Origin of the sequence: Burkholderia stagnalis, assembly GCF_039848545.1 — a bacterium.
GTDB classification, from domain to species: domain Bacteria; phylum Pseudomonadota; class Gammaproteobacteria; order Burkholderiales; family Burkholderiaceae; genus Burkholderia; species Burkholderia stagnalis.
This window is the reverse complement of record NZ_CP156687.1, coordinates 493,674-509,400: the sequence shown is the minus strand read 5'-3', so window position 1 is coordinate 509,400 and position 15,727 is coordinate 493,674. Positions and strand designations below refer to the sequence as shown.

At 66.5% G+C, this 15,727-nt stretch carries 16 protein-coding genes and 2 pseudogenes; 12 read left to right on the top strand and 6 right to left on the bottom strand.

Going from position 1 to position 15,727, the window contains the following annotated elements:
* The first annotated feature begins 215 nt into the window (after positions 1-215).
* The 5 genes from ABFO07_RS33025 (at position 216) to ABFO07_RS33005 (ending at position 7,082) form a co-directional block, all read left to right on the top strand.
* Positions 216-1,382, top strand: coding sequence for an efflux RND transporter periplasmic adaptor subunit (locus tag ABFO07_RS33025; protein ID WP_430733089.1), 1,167 nt, complete (start codon positions 216-218; stop codon positions 1,380-1,382).
* Entirely contained in the window at positions 1,379-4,546 is a 3,168-nt protein-coding gene (locus ABFO07_RS33020) for an efflux RND transporter permease subunit (protein ID WP_347469739.1), read from the top strand. Before ABFO07_RS33025 ends, ABFO07_RS33020 begins: the two co-directional genes overlap by 4 nt.
* The gene (locus ABFO07_RS33015) at positions 4,546-6,012 is read left to right on the top strand and encodes an efflux transporter outer membrane subunit (RefSeq protein WP_347469738.1); all 1,467 of its coding nucleotides are present in this window, start codon (positions 4,546-4,548) and stop codon (positions 6,010-6,012) included. The genes ABFO07_RS33020 and ABFO07_RS33015 overlap by 1 nt, the downstream gene beginning before the upstream one ends.
* A 129-nt stretch (positions 6,013-6,141) precedes the next feature.
* Complete coding sequence (locus ABFO07_RS33010) at positions 6,142-6,558, top strand: hypothetical protein (RefSeq protein ID WP_347469737.1); 417 nt, start codon at positions 6,142-6,144, stop codon at positions 6,556-6,558.
* 89 nt (positions 6,559-6,647) lie between these two features.
* Positions 6,648-7,082: a TetR/AcrR family transcriptional regulator gene (locus ABFO07_RS33005; protein WP_430733088.1), complete on the top strand. Its 435-nt coding sequence runs from the start codon at positions 6,648-6,650 to the stop codon at positions 7,080-7,082.
* Positions 7,083-7,307: 225 nt separating this feature from the next.
* Here ABFO07_RS33005 and ABFO07_RS33000 read toward each other — a convergent pair whose 3' ends face one another.
* From ABFO07_RS33000 to ABFO07_RS32980, 5 genes and pseudogenes are all read right to left on the bottom strand, one after another.
* The gene (locus ABFO07_RS33000) at positions 7,308-7,703 is read right to left on the bottom strand and encodes a hypothetical protein (protein WP_347469735.1); all 396 of its coding nucleotides are present in this window, start codon (positions 7,701-7,703) and stop codon (positions 7,308-7,310) included.
* Positions 7,704-7,788: 85 nt separating this feature from the next.
* Positions 7,789-8,043 (bottom strand): hypothetical protein, encoded by a 255-nt coding sequence (locus ABFO07_RS32995; RefSeq protein WP_059557567.1) that lies wholly within the window; start codon positions 8,041-8,043, stop codon positions 7,789-7,791.
* A 108-nt stretch (positions 8,044-8,151) separates the two neighbouring features.
* Positions 8,152-8,259: pseudogene (locus ABFO07_RS32990) on the bottom strand (TCP-1/cpn60 chaperonin family protein); the annotation flags it as partial.
* A pseudogene (locus ABFO07_RS32985) lies at positions 8,244-8,414 on the bottom strand (co-chaperone GroES); the annotation flags it as partial. The pseudogenes ABFO07_RS32985 and ABFO07_RS32990, both read right to left, overlap by 16 nt.
* A 456-nt stretch (positions 8,415-8,870) precedes the next feature.
* Entirely contained in the window at positions 8,871-9,791 is a 921-nt protein-coding gene (locus ABFO07_RS32980) for a LysR family transcriptional regulator (protein WP_059805902.1), read from the bottom strand.
* Positions 9,792-9,923: 132 nt separating this feature from the next.
* Here ABFO07_RS32980 and ABFO07_RS32975 point away from each other — a divergent pair, with 132 nt between their 5' ends.
* The 7 genes from ABFO07_RS32975 to ABFO07_RS32945 all read left to right on the top strand — a co-directional run bounded on the left by ABFO07_RS32975 (position 9,924) and on the right by ABFO07_RS32945 (position 14,494).
* Positions 9,924-10,874, top strand: a complete 951-nt coding sequence (locus tag ABFO07_RS32975) for a ketopantoate reductase family protein (RefSeq protein ID WP_059880362.1) — start codon at positions 9,924-9,926, stop codon at positions 10,872-10,874.
* Positions 10,871-11,263 carry a VOC family protein gene (locus ABFO07_RS32970; RefSeq protein WP_010094005.1) on the top strand — a complete coding sequence of 131 codons (393 nt, stop codon included), beginning with the start codon at positions 10,871-10,873 and terminating at the stop codon, positions 11,261-11,263. Before ABFO07_RS32975 ends, ABFO07_RS32970 begins: the two co-directional genes overlap by 4 nt.
* A gap of 2 nt (positions 11,264-11,265) precedes the next feature.
* Positions 11,266-11,724 (top strand): MaoC family dehydratase, encoded by a 459-nt coding sequence (locus tag ABFO07_RS32965; protein WP_059880365.1) that lies wholly within the window; start codon positions 11,266-11,268, stop codon positions 11,722-11,724.
* Positions 11,724-12,944 (top strand): CaiB/BaiF CoA transferase family protein, encoded by a 1,221-nt coding sequence (locus ABFO07_RS32960; RefSeq protein ID WP_059959404.1) that lies wholly within the window; start codon positions 11,724-11,726, stop codon positions 12,942-12,944. Before ABFO07_RS32965 ends, ABFO07_RS32960 begins: the two co-directional genes overlap by 1 nt.
* Positions 12,944-13,777 carry a shikimate dehydrogenase gene (aroE, locus tag ABFO07_RS32955; protein ID WP_059558164.1) on the top strand — a complete coding sequence of 278 codons (834 nt, stop codon included), beginning with the start codon at positions 12,944-12,946 and terminating at the stop codon, positions 13,775-13,777. The genes ABFO07_RS32960 and aroE overlap by 1 nt, the downstream gene beginning before the upstream one ends.
* 19 nt (positions 13,778-13,796) lie before the next feature.
* Positions 13,797-14,240 carry a type II 3-dehydroquinate dehydratase gene (gene aroQ / locus ABFO07_RS32950; protein WP_059997082.1) on the top strand — a complete coding sequence of 148 codons (444 nt, stop codon included), beginning with the start codon at positions 13,797-13,799 and terminating at the stop codon, positions 14,238-14,240.
* Positions 14,241-14,308: 68 nt separating this feature from the next.
* Entirely contained in the window at positions 14,309-14,494 is a 186-nt protein-coding gene (locus tag ABFO07_RS32945) for a hypothetical protein (protein WP_347469734.1), read from the top strand.
* Here ABFO07_RS32945 and ABFO07_RS32940 read toward each other — a convergent pair.
* Positions 14,466-15,665, bottom strand: a complete 1,200-nt coding sequence (locus ABFO07_RS32940; RefSeq protein WP_347469733.1) for a M20 aminoacylase family protein — start codon at positions 15,663-15,665, stop codon at positions 14,466-14,468. The genes ABFO07_RS32945 and ABFO07_RS32940 overlap by 29 nt on opposite strands.
* Between the last annotated feature and the right edge of the window lie 62 nt (positions 15,666-15,727).

Here is a 15,727-nt window from a genome sequence, read left to right as displayed (position 1 = left end):
GCGGACGGCCCCGTCGGCACGCTCGTTGGCCATCGCCGTGCGCAAGCCGTGCCATGTCGGCAATCGGGACGAACTGCACCTCAAACGTCGTAGTACTGATTGATCGTCATGCGCACCGTCGACGGAGACGCTCGCGCGCGCCTGCATAAACCGGTGCGACCCGCCGTGGTCGCCGAACCCTTTTCAGTTGGCCCCTCATTTGTCTTGGAAACATCGTGAAATCACCCGGTCTTGACGCGCGGACTTCAACGCGCCCGTTTCTGACACGCATCGTGCCGCCGCTTCGGCGCGCCCCGATCGCGTTCGCCTGCTGTGCGATTCTTCTCGCGGCTTGCCACTCGCATGAGGCCCCGGCGCCCGAACTGCAACCGGTGGTCGCGCTACCGGTTCATCCGGACAACGGCGCAGTGCAGCGCGTGCTGCCCGCGCAGGTTCAGGCGCGATATTCGACGCCGTTGTCGTTCCGGGTCGGCGGCAAGATCGTCGAGCGGCGCGTGAGAATCGGCGACGCCGTCAAGGCCGGCCAGGCCCTCGCGATGCTCGATCCGGCCGATCTGCACAACACTTTGCTGAACGCGCGCGCACAGCTCGATGCCGCCGAGCACCGCGTCACCTACGCAAAGCAACAACTGGATCGCGACCGCGCCCAGGCTCAGGCCAACCTGATCGCGCCCGCGCAGCTCGAGACAACGCAGGACGCGTATGCATCGGCGGTCGCGCAACGCGATTCCGCGCTCGCACAAATAGCGCTCGCGGAGGATCACCTGCGCTACGCGACGCTAGTCGCGGATCACGACGGCGTCATCACGTCGGAGGATGCCGATACCGGGCAGAACGTCGAGCCCGGCCAGGCGGTGTTTCATCTGGACTGGAGCGGCGACCTCGACATCCTCTGCGACGTCTCGGAGCGCGATCTGCGCGATCTCTCGGTCGGCCGCACCGCGCACGTCAGCCTGACGGCGCTGCCGGGCAAGGTGCTCGACGCACGCGTGCGCGAAGTCGCGGCGGCCGCCGATCCGCAGAGCCGCACCTGGCGCGTGAAGCTGACCCTGCTCTCGCCGGGCCCGGACGTGCGCTCCGGCATGACCGCCAGCGTAACGTTCGACGGCGCCGCCGACACCGCCGCGGACCGTGCGATCACCCTGCCGGCCACGGCGCTCTTTCATCGCGGCGAAGCGCCGGCGGTCTGGGTCGTTCGCAAAGGCAGCGACACGCTGGAACTGCGCCCGGTAACGGTCGGACGCTACGACGAGCGCACGATCACCGTCACGTCGGGCCTCGCGGACGAAGAACGCGTCGTGATGCAAGGCGTCCATACGGTCAGCGCCGGCCAGCACGTGCGCGTGGTGCCGCCGCTGCATGCGGAGGACTTCACGTCATGAATGCTCCGCAACACTGGCATTCGAACGACGGGGGCCACGGCGCGCAAGCCGATGCCGCGTCGCGCGACGATGACCGTTTCAATCTCTCCGCGTGGGCGCTGAAGCATCAGCAACTGGTGATTTTCCTGATCGGCCTCGCGACGATCTTCGGCGTGATCGGCTATACGCGCCTCGCGCAATCGGAGGATCCGCCGTTCACGTTCCGCACGATGGTGATCCAGACCTATTGGCCGGGCGCCACGGCGCGCGAAGTGCAGGAACAGGTCACTGACCGGATCGGCCGCCAGCTCCAGGCCGCACCGTACGTCGATAACATCAAGAGCTATTCGCGCCCCGGCGAATCGATGATCTTCTTTGCGATGAAGGATTCAGCACCCGTCGACCAGGTGCCGGAAACCTGGTATCAGGTGCGCAAGAAGGTCGGCGACATCCGGCCGACGCTGCCGAAGGGCACCGTCGGCCCGTTCTTCAACGACGAATTCGGCGACGTCTATACCAACATCTATGCGCTCGAAGGCGACGGCTATTCACCCGCGCAGCTGCACGATTACGCGGACAAGCTGCGCACCGTGCTGCTGCGCGTGCCGGGCGTCGCGAAGGTCGACTACTTCGGCGACCCCGCCCAGCACGTGTTCGTCGAGATCTCGAACGCGCAGCTGACGCGACTCGCGATCACGCCGCAGCAGCTCGCGCAGGCCATCGACGCGCAAAACGCCGTCGCCCCGGCAGGCACGGTCACGACGGCCGACGATCGCGTGTTCGTACGACCGGGCGGCGCATTCAAGGACACGCAGGCGCTCGCCGACATGCTGATCACGGTGAACGCCCGGACGTTCCGGCTCGGCGACGTCGCGAAGGTCACGCGCGGCTACGACGATCCGCCCGTCACGCAGATGCGTACGAACGGTCACTCGGTGCTCGGCATCGGCATCACGATGCAAAAAGGCGGTGACGTGATCGACCTCGGCAAGGCGCTCGATGCAAAGGCAAGCGAGTTGCAGGCCGGCTTGCCGGCCGGTCTGAAGCTGACCGCGGTGTCGAGCATGCCGCATGCCGTCAAGCACTCGGTGGACGACTTCGTCGAAGCGGTCGGCGAAGCCGTCGCGATCGTGCTCGTCGTCAGCCTCGTGTCGCTGGGCCTGCGCACCGGCATGGTCGTCGTCATCACGATTCCGATCGTGCTCGCCGTGACGGCACTGTGCATGCACGCGTTCGGCATCGGCCTCGACAAGGTGTCGCTCGGCACGCTGGTGCTCGCGCTGGGGCTGTTGGTGGACGATGCGATCATCGCCGTCGAAATGATGGCGGTGAAGCTCGAGCAGGGCTGGAGCCGGACACGCGCCGCGGCATTCGCGTATACGAGCACGGCGTTCCCGATGTTGACCGGCACGCTCGTCACGGTATCGGGCTTCCTGCCGATCGCGCTCGCGAAATCGAGCACCGGCGAATACACGCGGTCGATCTTCGAGGTATCCGCGATCTCGCTGATCGTGTCGTGGTTCGCGGCCGTCGTGCTGGTGCCGCTGCTCGGCTACCACATGCTGCCCGAGCAGCATCACGACGCTCATGCACATGGGCAGGACGTTTATGAAACGGGCTTTTACCGGCGGCTGTCCGGATGGATCTCGGCGTGCATCGAGCGCCGCTGGGTGGTGCTGGGCGTAACGGGTGTGCTGTTCGCGATCGCGATGGCGGCATTCACGCGCGTGCCGCAGCAGTTTTTCCCGAATTCGGAGCGGCCGGAACTGCTGGTCGACATGCGCTTGCCGGAAGGCGCGTCGTTCGACGCGACACTGCGTGAGGCCAGGCGGCTCGAGAAGGTACTCGATGGCCGGGCAGAAATCGATCACGTCGTCGATTTCGTCGGCACCGGCGCGCCGCGCTTCTACCTGCCGCTCGACCAGCGGCTCCAGCAGCCGAACTTCGCGCAGTTCGTGATCACGGCCAAGGACGTCGAATCGCGCGACCGCTTGTCGCATTGGCTCGAATCGACGCTTGCAAGCCGCTTCCCGACCGTGCGCACGCGCGTCGCGCGCCTCGAAAACGGGCCGCCCGTCGGCTTTCCGATCAAGTTCCGCGTGAGCGGCGACGACATCGCGACCGTCCGCGGCATCGCCGAAAAAGTGGCGGACAAGGTGCGTGCCGATGCCCGCACGCGCAACGTGCAGTTCGACTGGGACGAGCCGGCGGAGCGATCGGTGTCGTTCGAAATCGATCAACTGAAGGCGCGCCAGCTCGGCGTGACGTCGCAAGATGTGTCGGGTTTTCTCGCGATGACGCTGTCCGGCTATACGGTCACGCAGTATCGCGAGCGCGACAAGCTGATCGACGTCGACCTGCGTGCGCCGAAGAGCGAACGCATCGACCCGTCCAGGCTCGCCGGCCTGGCGATCCCGACGCCGCACGGCCCGGTGCCGCTCGGCACGATCGGCCACGTGCGCGACACGCTCGAATACGGCGTGATCTGGGAACGCGACCGCCAGCCGACCGTCACGGTGCAGGCCGACGTCCGTGGCGAAGCGCCGAGCATCGGCGTGACGCGCGACATCGACAGCGCCCTGGCGACGCTGCGCGCCACGCTGCCGGCCGGTTACCGGATCGAGATCGGCGGTGCAGCCGAGGAGAGCATGAAGGGCCAGACGTCGATCAACGCGCAGATGCCGCTCATGATCATCGCGGTGCTGACGCTGCTGATGATCCAGCTGAAGCGCTTCTCGCGCACCTTCATCGTCGTGCTGACGGCCCCGCTCGGCCTGATCGGCGTGGTCGCGGCGCTGCTGCTGTTCGGCAAGCCGTTCGGCTTCGTCGCGCTGCTCGGCGTGATCGCGATGTTCGGGATCATCATGCGCAATTCCGTGATCCTGGTCGATCAGATCGACCAGGACATCGCGGCCGGGCAGCCGCGCTTCGCCGCGATCGTGGGCGCGACCGTGCGCCGCTTCCGGCCGATCATGCTGACTGCCGCCGCCGCCGTGTTCGCGCTGATTCCGCTGTTGCGTTCCGGCTTCTTCGGCCCGATGGCCACCGCGCTGATGGGCGGCATCACGATCGCGACGGTGCTGACCATCTTCTTCCTGCCGGCCCTCTATGCGACGTGCTTCAAGGTGCGCAGCGACGAACGCGAGTCGCGCGCGATGGACGTCGCGTCCTCGGAGACATGCTGATGAATTTCCCCCGTATCACATCGGTGCTCGCCGCGAGCGCAGCGCTCGGCCTGAGCGGCTGTGCAATGGCCCCGAGCAGCACGCCGCCCGCGATGCCGTCGCCGGCGCACTACGGCGCGACGCCTCAGGCGCCGCGCACCGCCGAAGCGGCAGGCGTCGCGCAGCAATTCGACGTCGGCGCCGCGCCCGTCCCGCAATGGTGGCGCCTGTATCGCTCCAGCGCGCTCGACGCGCTGGTCGACGAAGGCCTGCGCGCAAATCCGACGCTGGCCGCGGCGGAAAAGACGCTCGCCGCCGCGCAGGAGGAACTGCGCGCGCAGATCGGCGCATCGACGCTGCCGTCGATCGACGCGAACGCGCAGGCGGCCCGCACGCGCACGCCGGACATCTCCGGCGCAGGCGCGCAAAGCCTGCGCTACAACGTCTTCGTCGGACAACTGCAGGCGCATTACACCTTCGACCTGTTCGGCGCCACGCGATATGCGAACGACGCGAGCGCCGCGCGCGTCGACGCGCGCGGTTGCGAGCTCGAAGCGGCAAGGCGTGCGCTGGCGGCCAACATCGTCGGCACCGCCATCCGCGCCGCGACGCTCGACCGCCAGATCCTGCTGACGGAGCGCCTGGCCGCCGTCGCCGAGGCATCCGCACTCGAAGACCAGCAGCGTTACGCGCTCGGCGCGGTGTCCCACGTGGAGGCGCTGGCGTCGACGCAGGGCGCGGCGTCGCTTGCCGCGACGCTGCCGCCGCTGCGCCAGCAACGTGCGAGCGCGGTTCACGCGCTGGCGATCCTGCTGGGCCGCACGCCCGATACGCCGCCGCCGGTCCCCTCCTTCACCGGGCTGTCGCTGCCGGAACACGTGCCCGTGGTCGTGCCGTCCGACCTGCTGAAGGCACGCCCTGACATCCGCGCGGCCGCGGCAGCCGTGAAGGCGGCATCGGCGGACGTCGGCGAGGCGACCGCCCAGTTGTTCCCGAGCCTGTCGCTCACGGCGACGATGGGGCGCGGCGGCTTCAGCTGGCCAGCGCTGTTGTCGGGCGCGGGCGGGCTGTGGGCCGTCGGCGCCGGGCTGTCGCAGCCGATCTTCCACGGCGGTGCGCTGCTGGCTCACCGGCGGGCGTCGCGCGACGCGTACGACGCCGCAGTGCTGCAGTACAAGGCGGCGGTGCTGTCCGCATTCGGCGACGTCGCCGATTCGCTCGCCGCGCTGGACAACGACGCGCAAGCGCTGGCCGCGAACGAACGCGCGGCGCGCGCGGCCGGCGAGGCCTTCCACGAAACGGCGCAACGCCGCACATTGGGTGCCGTTCCGATGTCCGCGCAACGGTCGGGCGAGCAGCGCTATCTGAGCGCGGAGCTCGATGCGGTGCGTGCCGCGAGCCGACGGATGACCGATACGGCGGCGTTGCTGCAGGCAATGGGCGAACTGCCGCCCGACACCGGCACGACGGTCGCGGCGCGGCAATAGCCGCTGCTTGCGTCGATGGACCGGCCGCGCGCGTTCGGGCCGCACCGGTCCGCAATCTCGAAGCCCGATGCCCGGCGTACCGTGCGTCGCGCGGCGCCGGGCCTTCATGACCCGCATGATCGAGACCCGATGAAATCCGACAACCTGGTCGCCTGCCACGAATGCGACCTGCTGCTTCAGCGTCCGCCGCGCCGCCGGCCGATATCGTGCGCCGCATTGGTCGAAGGCGGCGTTGCGGTCGCGCCGGTCGACGCCGGCGCCGGCGGATCGGGCTGCGCGACCCGGTCGTCGGACGGGCGACATGGAACCCGGCGTTCGAAGCCGGCTTCCATGTCGCGCCGGGCGAGCATCTTGGCGTTGACTTGCGATGTACATCCCGATGTCGACGACGCTGACCACCAATGCGAAAAGCGCGACGTCGCGAATCCGCTCGTCACGCATCTGGATCTCGTCTATTCGTTCCAGCGCCCGGGTCGACATGACATTTCGCGTGGCGCGATATTGCGCCGCATCAGTCAATTCCACCGCACAGACCGCACAGGATGAAACCCTCACGCCTCTCCCGCGAGCAACGCCGGCTCGACACCCGCGAACGGCTTATCGCCGCCGCTCGCGAATGCTTCATCGCGAAGGGCTTGGCCGATACGACCGTCGAGGATATCGCCGGGCGCGCGGGTTACACGCGCGGCGCGTTCTATGCGAACTTCGCGCACAAGCGCGAGCTGTTGATCGAGATCCTGCGTCGCGACCGCGATCGACTGCTGACGAAGGTGCGGCCGGCGACGCGCGCGCGTTGCGGTTCTCGTACGGTCGCCGACTACGCGGACATTGCCGCCGGCTGGGAATGTTTCCCGCTGTGGGTCGAGGTCCATCTGTACGCGCTGCGCGATGCCGGATTCCGGCAGATGGTCGACCGCCTGCAGGCCGAACCGGCCGCGCCACCGGATATGGCAGGCGGCTTGGCGGGTGCCGCGGACGCGATGCCATGCTCGACCGAATGGGCGGCCACGCTCGGCGTTGCGCTGCTGAGCGTCGGCGCGCGATGCGCACGGCGTGGCGATGCGGCGTAGCGGACGGCCATGCGAGCGCTCGTCGGGGCCATTGCCGTATCTGATACCGCCGTGGATCCAGACGGGCCGTGTTGTTAGCGGGTGGTTTCCGTTCCACTCGCGTCTGTCTTCCGCCTTTCGAGACGCAGAAAGGTGTCTGCGGCCACCCGCCTGAACACGATGTGAGCAAACCCGACAAACGCGGCTCGCCATGGGCAACGAACGCAACGAATCCATCGATGACGGTCAGCCAGCCGATGTGGAAGCGTCGTGGCGGAAATGCATGAAGCCGGAAACGCTCGACGCATATTGCACTGCGTCGTCCTTTGGACCTGGCCTAATCTCGCACCAGAATTCCTGATGACGGGCACCGAGACGGCGGGCCGCCTCATAGCGGTGAAAGTGACTGGCGAGCCAGAACCGGCAGCCATCAAAGAAGACCCTCATTGCCGGCCGTGCCGCGCGCATTGAACCAACGCGGATGGCGCTCATGGCTTCCTCGAGCGCTTCGTCGCCGAGTGACGCCTTGCCGAGAAGCTCGTCGTCAACTGAAAGTTGTAAAAACTTGAGGTAGTCGATTCCGAGCACGCCAGCGGGAAGCCGAATCGATGAGCGAACAGACGAGCGAGCATCGCCGGGCATCGTGATGTCCGATTCTGCGGGACAGCAAGACAGTCGAGACACGGGCCTATGTCGCCACGGCCCCGTCCTGGCTGGTCATGCAAGTTCACTCGTCAGCCATGAGATGGCGGATGACCAGCGCCGGGTCTGCGATATCCAGAATTAGCCGGCGAAGTATGCGCCTGCGCATGTGCTCCTCGTCGAGACTCCAGGGCTCGCCCTTTTCGCTGAGGTAGCGCGCAAGTGCGTCCTTGTTGTCGGCGCCTGCGGGCAGGTTAAGCCGGGCGGTCAGCAGTCCTGCCACGACGTCGTCGAGCTCAATGTCGAGCGGCTTTGCGTCAATGCGAAGTTCGAGTTTCATGTTGGTTTCCGGAAAAAGGCGGCGCCGCATTACGAGGACAGCGTGCGGCGCCGAACGCGTTGCGCCGGCCGCGACTGTTGGCCGGCGCATGCACGACCCGCTGCCGGGTCAGTACTCGAGTTCCGGTGTGGCGGACTGCACCGGCTTTTCGTCCTTCGGCGCTTCGGCAGCCGTTGCATCCGTCGTCAGGGTCAGCCCGGCAATCGATGCGGCGCTCCATCCTGCAGCAGCCGGCCGCTGCCGGCTGCGACGACTTCGCCTTGTTCTGGTTTTTCTGCCGCGGAATCGGGTATCACGATGCCCGAAGCCGTCGTCCGCTGCGTCTCGATTCGCTTGACGATAACCCGGTCGTAGAGGGGACGAATCTGCATTTCCATCTCCTGAGCGATTAAAGGATCACCAATGAGGGAATCCGGCTGCGGGTACCGGGGCGCGCGGAACGCCGCGGTGCAGCCGAGCCGATGTCTGGCGGATTGCGAAATAGTGGCGCCCATCGCGCGCTTCAAGAGGGCGTGAAAACGGCTCGTTGTAACAAATTGTTTCGGCGCGGCAGCAGGTCGATGGGGACTTCGCCAACGCCCAGGAGGCACGCGATGAAGCGCTGGAGCTTGCCGTCGCATGGATCCAGCAACGCTCAGTCGTTTCGGAGCGGTATGTCCGGCGGACCTAGCGCGCCGGTCGAAAGCCGAGCGTCACCGTAGCGGAAAATACATTCGTCACCGGTTTTTCACCGGTCGTTGACGACGGAGAGACGCGAAACCGTATGAATTCGTGAGCTCGCGCGCTGCGCATTGAAATTGTCACCGGGCAGGCGTCGCGAATACCCGTCAATGCGATGCACCGAACAATCGAATCACGACGCCGCGCAGCCACCGGTTGCCCGCCTCATGGTGATAGCGCGCATGCCAATGCTGCCGTACCGCAAACCCGTCAACCGGGATCGGGCACGCATGAACCGCCAGATCGCTGGCCTGAGCCAGTGTCTGGCCGATATGACGGGGTAGCGTCGTGATCAGGTCGGTCGTCTGGACGATCGCACCCAAACCCAGAAAACCCGGCAACTCCAGCACCACGTCGCGCTCGATGCGCGCCTGTCGCAGCGCCTGCTCGAGGAGTTGTGCGCCCGTTCCCGCCGTAATGGCGACATGTCCTTCCGAACGATACTGCTTTGCCCCGAGGCGACCGCGAATCCTCGGGTGATGCCGGTTGGCCAGACATACCCAGTCCTGGTCGTACAGCTTCTGCTGATAAATGCCGCCGCCTAGCCACGGCACATAGCCGATCGCCAGATCGGCTTCGCCGGATTCGAGCGCGCGTTCCGTATTGCCGTCGATCCGTGCGGCTTCCAGCCGGACGCCGGGCGCCTGCGCCCGGACGTGGGCCAGCAGCCGCGGAAGCAGCGTGATGTGGCTCGCGTCGGTCATGCAGATGCGAAACCGTCTCTGGGCTGTCGCAGGATCGAACGCGATTTCCCACGCGGTGAAGCGCCGCAGCGACTCGAGAATTTCCCGGCATGGCCCGATCAGCGCGTCGGCTTGCGGCGTCGGCGCCATGCCGCCGGGCGTTCGGATGAAGAGCGGATCGTGCAGGTATTCCCGCAAGTGCCCGAGCCAGATGCTGACCGTCGGCTGGCTCTGGCCCAGTTGCTCGGCTACGCGCGTGACGCTGCGCACGTCGTACAGGAGATCGAAAAGCTGAAGCAGCTTCAGGTCGGGCAGGTCGGCGGGCATCATGGCGTTATTGTCCATCGCAATGACGACATTGTATCCATTGTATTGTCGGCATGAACGGCGACTCCTATCGTGAGGCCATACGTCAGCTTTGCATGGGACCAGAGTAAGGCGCCAAAGCGCCAACTCTGGTCGACAAAGGAGAAGCCATTGAAAATAGCAATTCTGGGCGCTGGCGCGCTGGGCTGTGCGATCGGCGCCACCCTCACCCAAGGCGGCCATGAGACCTGGCTGATCGACCGCTCGCCCGCGCACGTCGATGCGATGAGCCGCGACGGCCTGCGCGTCGACGACGCCGGCGGCACCCGCCACGTACGCGTCCACGCGACGACTCGGGCTGCCGACGTCGGCGTGGCCGACCTGGTGGTGGTGCTGGTCAAGTCGTTCCACACCGATGCGGCCATCCGCGGCGCCCAATCGCTGGTGGGGCCGGATACCGCCGTGCTGTCGCTGCAGAACGGCCTCGGACACGAGGACATCCTGATCGACGTCGTCGGCCGCGAGCGCGTCCTCGCGGGCAAGACCTACGTCGGCGGCGTGCTGCGCGGCGCGGGCCATATCGAATCCGGCGTGATCGGCAAGTACACCTATATCGGCGAACTCGACGGCCGCATTACACCGCGCGTACAGGCGATCGCCGCCGCGTTCGATGCCGCCGGCCTGGCCACGACGATCAGCGACAACATCGTCGGCACGATGTGGGACAAGCTGCTGGTGAATGTCGCGACGGGCGCGCTGACGGGCCTTACCGGCCTCACCTACGGGCAGCTTTACGACGAACCGCTGCTGAAGGCGACGTCGCTCGCGGCCGTGGCCGAGGCGATCGCGGCCGCGCAGGCAGCCGGCGTCAAGCTGTCGATGACCGATCCCGAACAGGCATGGACGCTCGCCGCCGAGGGGCTGCCCGCAGCCTTCAAGACGTCGATGCTGCAAAGCCTGGAAAAGGGCTCGATCACCGAAATCGACTTCATCAACGGTTCGGTCGTGCGCTGGGGGCAGCGCTACGGCGTGCCGACCCCGGTGAATGCAACGCTCGTCGCCTGCATCAAGGGGCTGGAACGCGCAATGGCCGATCGCCAACGGCAGGAGGCCGCCGCATGAATGCCCCGAAAGCCTATCTCGAACACGTTGCGATCTGGGTGAAGGACATCCGCTGGCACATCCGTTTCTTCGAGGAAGTGCTCGGCATGACTCTGCGCGAAGTGGACGGCACGCTCGACGCGCCGCGGCAGTACTGGACGCTCGGCGGCCTGCAGTTCATCCACGCGCCGGAACACGATGGCCCGGAAGGCCGCCTCGCCCACCTCGGCGTGATGTGCGAAGACCTGGAGGCCGCGCTTGCCGCGGCACAACGATTCGGCGTGACGGAAATGCCGCAGGGGCGGAACTGGCTTCGCCTGCCCGACGGGCTTGCCGTCGAACTGATCCAGGCCCGGCCGGCTTCCTGCGTCGCGCAGGCGCTGGCGATCAACCCGCGCGCGGAGGCGTGACCATGACGATCGTCGAAAAATACTGGGACGACGCCCGCGAGGGTGACGTGTGCACGAGTCCGAGCTACATCGTGACCAAGGAGCGCATTCTCGCGTACGCCGACCTCACCGGCGACCATACGCCCGTCCACGTGGACGAGGAATACGCGAACGCGAGCCATTTCGGGTGCCTCGTCGCGCACGGGCTGTTCGGCTTGTCCATCGCCGACGGCCTGAAGACGCAGAGCGACTATCGCTTTCTGCCGGGCATGTCGCTCGGCTGGACGTGGGATTTCCTGCTGCCGATCAAGGTCGGCGACGTGCTGCACGTGAAGTTCCGCGTCGGCTCGATGCGGGCCAGCAAGAGCCGCCCGGGCTGGGGCATCGTGGTGCTGCCGTCGGAGCTGATCAATCAGGACGGTCAGGTCGTTCAGCACGGCGAGCATCGCCTGATGGTGCCGCGCCGCCCGGAGGCACTGTAATGCAGGCCCGCCCACTCGAAGGCATTCGCGTCGTCGACTACAGCCACTTCCTTGCCGGTCCGTATGTCGGGCGCTGTCTCGCGGCGCTCGGCGCCGAAGTCATCAAGGTCGAGCGGCCCGGCTCGGGCGACGCCGGACGCCAGCACGCGACCGTGCTCGACGACCAGCAAAGCGGCTACTTCCTGCAGCTCAACATGGGCAAGCGCGGCGTGAGCGTCAACATGAAGGACGCGCGCGGCAAGGCGTTCATGCAGCGCCTGTGCGACTCGGCCGACGTGTTCATCGAGAACTATCGGCCGGGCGCGCTGGACAAGCTCGGGCTCGGCTATGCCGAACTGTCGGCGCGCAATCCGGGCCTCGTCTACTGTTCGATTTCGGCGTACGGGCATACCGGTCCCGATGCGCATCGCGCAGGCTTCGGGCTGATCGCGGAAGCCAAGAGCGGAATCATGCAGATGGTCGGCACGCCGGGCGAGCGGCCGCCGTTGCTGCGCATCTCGCTCGGCGATATGTACACCGGCATTCATGCGGTCGCGGCCATCAACGCCGCGCTGCTGGGGCGCGTGAAGAGCGGCCGCGGGCAACACGTCGACATGGCGCTGTACGACACGCTGGTATCGATGCACGAATATGCGGTGCAGTGCTACACGCTGAAAGGCGTGCTGCCCGAGCAGACGGGGCACGACATGCCGACCTCGACGCTCTATGGCGTGTTCCGCGCCGCGGACGGCGATCTCGTGATCGCCGCGCAAGTCGACGACGCGTGGAAGCGCTTTGCCGAGCTGATCGCGACGCACGGCGGCCCGGCAAGCTTCGGCGCCGACACGCGGTTTCACGACAGCACCGGGCGCAACGCGCACCGCGCGGAGATCCTGTCCGTGGTCGAGCCGTGGGTGGCCGCGCGTTCCGTCGCGTCGGTACTGGATCTGCTGGACGGCATCGACGTTCCCTGCGCGAAGGTGCAGCGCATCGACGAGGTGTTGAACGATCCGCAGATCCAGGCCAGAGGCATGGTCGTCGAGCAACAGCATCCGCGCTACGGGACGCTGCGCCTGCCCAACCTGCCGTTCCGGTTTTCCGATTGCGATACGACGATTCGCGACGTCGCGCCCGATCTCGGGCAGCACAACGCGGAAATTGCTCTTTCCCTCGGGTTCGATTCGGCCGAAATCGACGCGATGCAGGCCGATGGCGTTCTCTATTCAAAAGCGAGCCAATGATGACCGACCAATACGCGGTGATCGGCAATCCGATCGGACACACGAAATCCCCACTGATTCACGGTCTCTTCGCGCAAGAAACGCGGCAGGACATCAGCTATACGGCGATCGAGGGGCCCGTCGAGCCGGCAGGCGCTTTCGCTGTCGCGGTCCGTGCGTTTTTCGAGGGCGGCGGCAAGGGCATCAACGTTACCGCGCCGTTCAAGCTCGATGCGTTCGCGATGTCGGACGAACGCAGCGAGCGCGCGATGCTCGCGGGCGCGGCCAACGCGCTCAAGTTCGACGGCGGCCGTATCCTGGCGGACAACTTCGACGGCATCGGACTGGTTCGCGATATCGAAGCGAACCTCCATCTGCCGATGGCCGGCAAGCGTGTACTGGTGCTCGGTGCAGGCGGCGCGGCACGCGGCGCGCTTTTGCCGTTCCTCGAAGCCGGACCGGCTGAACTGGTCATCGCGAATCGCGACGTCGACAAGGCGCGCGCACTCGCCGCGCAGGTTGCCGGACGCGGTTCGCTCGTTGCCAGCGGCTACGCAGACCTCGCGCGGATGGGGCGTTTCGACCTGGTCGTCAATGCGACGTCGGCCAGCCTGACCGGCGACCTGCCGCCGGTCCCGCCGAGCGTGTTCAGTCCGGCCGGCACGGCCTACGAACTTGCATACGGCAAGCGGCTGACGCCGTTTCTCCGGCTCGCGAAAAATGCCGGGGTGCACGGGATCGCGGATGGCGTCGGCATGCTGGTCGAGCAGGCGGCCGAAGCGTTCGCGTGGTGGCGCGGCGTACGCCCCAGGACCAGTTCGGTGATCGATCGGCTGGCCGTGCCGTTTGATTGAACACGCGATGGAGATCCACATGAAGAAGATCCTGATGCTGCACGGCATCAATCACAACATGTTCGGCAAGCGCGATCCGGCACAGTACGGGACGATCACGCTCGCGCAGATCGATGCGCGGCTGCAAGGGCTCGCGACGGAACTGGGTGTACAGGTGGAATCGTTCCAGACAAACAGCGAGGGCGCGATGTGCGAGCGCATTCATCGCGCTTTCGAGGAACGCCAGGATGCGGTGCTGATCAACGCGGGGGCGTGGACGCATTACAGCTACGGCATTCGCGATGCCCTTGCGATCCTCACGTGCCCGATCGTCGAACTGCACATGTCCAACATTCATGCACGCGAGCCGTTCCGGCATCACTCCGTCCTGGCCGAGATCGTCAGCGGGCAGATTTGCGGCTTCGGCGTCCAAAGCTATCTGCTGGCGCTGAGGGCCGCAGTGTCGGCGCTCGGCGAGGATTAGGCCGATTCCCGCGTCGGCAGCCGATGCGGGACCGACGCCCATGCGCAACCGCTTTCGGGTGTACGACGATGCTGCGTGCGCTTTTCACGGCAGCCGCAGCGCCCGGCGGGCGCCCCGCCTGGCTGATCGCCGGTGCGATCGCGTTCGGCATCGTCGATGCCATATCACCCATGGCCCGGCGCGGCATGACTATTCCAGGCCGTCTGACAGCCGACCGGTTCGGCGTCAGGCACACGTTCCCGATGAACGCCTGAAGTAACCCTGTGCCAGGGCGACCCAATACCGGACGCCGGCCGGAATGATTTCGTCGTTGAAATCGTATTTCGGGTGATGCAGCGCCGGCGCGCCCGTTTCGGCCGGCGCATTGCCGATCAGCACGTAAGCGCCGGGGCGCTCCTCCAGCATGAAGCCGAAGTCTTCGGACGTCATGTTCGGCGGCACGTCGGGGTAAAGGCGTTCGTCGCCGAACGTCTCGCGAATCACCGCTTCGCAGAGCGCGGTCTCGGCCGGCGTGTTGACCGTCGCCGGGTAGTACTGAAAAAATTCGACGTCGGCTTGCGCGCCATGTGCGCGGGCCAGCCCCTCGCACATGAGCTGGACGTCGCGCTGCAGTTGTTGCTGCAATGCAGACGACAGCGTGCGTATCGTCCCGCGCAGCTCGGCGCTGTCCGGAATGACGTTGTCCGTCGTTCCCGCATGGAACATGCAGACCGAAATGACGGCGGGATCCACCGGATCCTTGTGCCGCGCAGCGATGGTCTGACACTGCAGCACCATCGAGCATGCGAGCGGGACGGGATCGACGCCCAGATGCGGCTGCGCCGCATGCGCGCCTTTGCCGGCTACCGTGATCCTGAACCGGGCGCCCGCGGCCATGATCGGCCCCGTGCGCAACCCGAAATGCCCGGCCGGCAAACCGGGCCAGTTGTGCATGCCGAATACCGCCTCCGTCGGGCATTGCTCGAACAGCCCGTCGTCGATCATCTTCCGCGCGCCCGCACCGCCCTCTTCTCCAGGCTGAAACACGAAATGAACCGTGCCCGGCAGCTGCGGCAGGTCCTTCATGATGCGCGCGGCCCCGAGCAGCATGACGGTATGCCCGTCATGCCCGCACGCATGCATGACCCCTTGCGCGCCCGATGCGTGTGCGAAGTCATTGACTTCCTGGATCGGCAACGCATCCAGATCGGCACGGAGCACGATGCCGCGGCTCGGGTCCGCACCGGGCAGGCTCGCGACGACGCCCGTGCCGCCCAGCCCGCGCAACACCGCATAGCCGAGATCTTCAAGCTCGCGGGCAACGACGTCGGCCGTCCGGTGTTCCTCGAATCGCAGCTCGGGATGCGCATGCAGATCGCGGCGCAAGGCCGTCCAGTGTGCGTGATGTGCTTTCAGGGACGTCTCGGGGAGGTCAGGGTTTTCCAATGCCGGCACCTTCGAAAATCAGACAGCTTCCATTCTGTACTGCGCCGCGTTCGCGCGCAGCG

Bases quoted from the DNA above. Each gene is read 5' to 3' on its own strand.
- ABFO07_RS32970 (WP_010094005.1), top strand. From the start codon at position 10,871: ATGAATGCCCCGAAAGCCTATCTCGAACACGTTGCGATCTGGGTGAAG.
- ABFO07_RS32980 (WP_059805902.1), bottom strand. From the start codon at position 9,791: ATGGACAATAACGCCATGATGCCCGCCGACCTGCCCGACCTGAAGCTG.
- aroQ (WP_059997082.1), top strand. From the start codon at position 13,797: ATGAAGAAGATCCTGATGCTGCACGGCATCAATCACAACATGTTCGGC.
- aroE (WP_059558164.1), top strand. From the start codon at position 12,944: ATGACCGACCAATACGCGGTGATCGGCAATCCGATCGGACACACGAAA.
- ABFO07_RS33000 (WP_347469735.1), bottom strand. From the start codon at position 7,703: ATGCCCGGCGATGCTCGCTCGTCTGTTCGCTCATCGATTCGGCTTCCC.
- ABFO07_RS32965 (WP_059880365.1), top strand. From the start codon at position 11,266: ATGACGATCGTCGAAAAATACTGGGACGACGCCCGCGAGGGTGACGTG.
- ABFO07_RS33010 (WP_347469737.1), top strand. From the start codon at position 6,142: ATGAAATCCGACAACCTGGTCGCCTGCCACGAATGCGACCTGCTGCTT.
- ABFO07_RS32995 (WP_059557567.1), bottom strand. From the start codon at position 8,043: ATGAAACTCGAACTTCGCATTGACGCAAAGCCGCTCGACATTGAGCTC.
- ABFO07_RS32945 (WP_347469734.1), top strand. From the start codon at position 14,309: ATGCTGCGTGCGCTTTTCACGGCAGCCGCAGCGCCCGGCGGGCGCCCC.
- ABFO07_RS33015 (WP_347469738.1), top strand. From the start codon at position 4,546: ATGAATTTCCCCCGTATCACATCGGTGCTCGCCGCGAGCGCAGCGCTC.
- ABFO07_RS32960 (WP_059959404.1), top strand. From the start codon at position 11,724: ATGCAGGCCCGCCCACTCGAAGGCATTCGCGTCGTCGACTACAGCCAC.
- ABFO07_RS33020 (WP_347469739.1), top strand. From the start codon at position 1,379: ATGAATGCTCCGCAACACTGGCATTCGAACGACGGGGGCCACGGCGCG.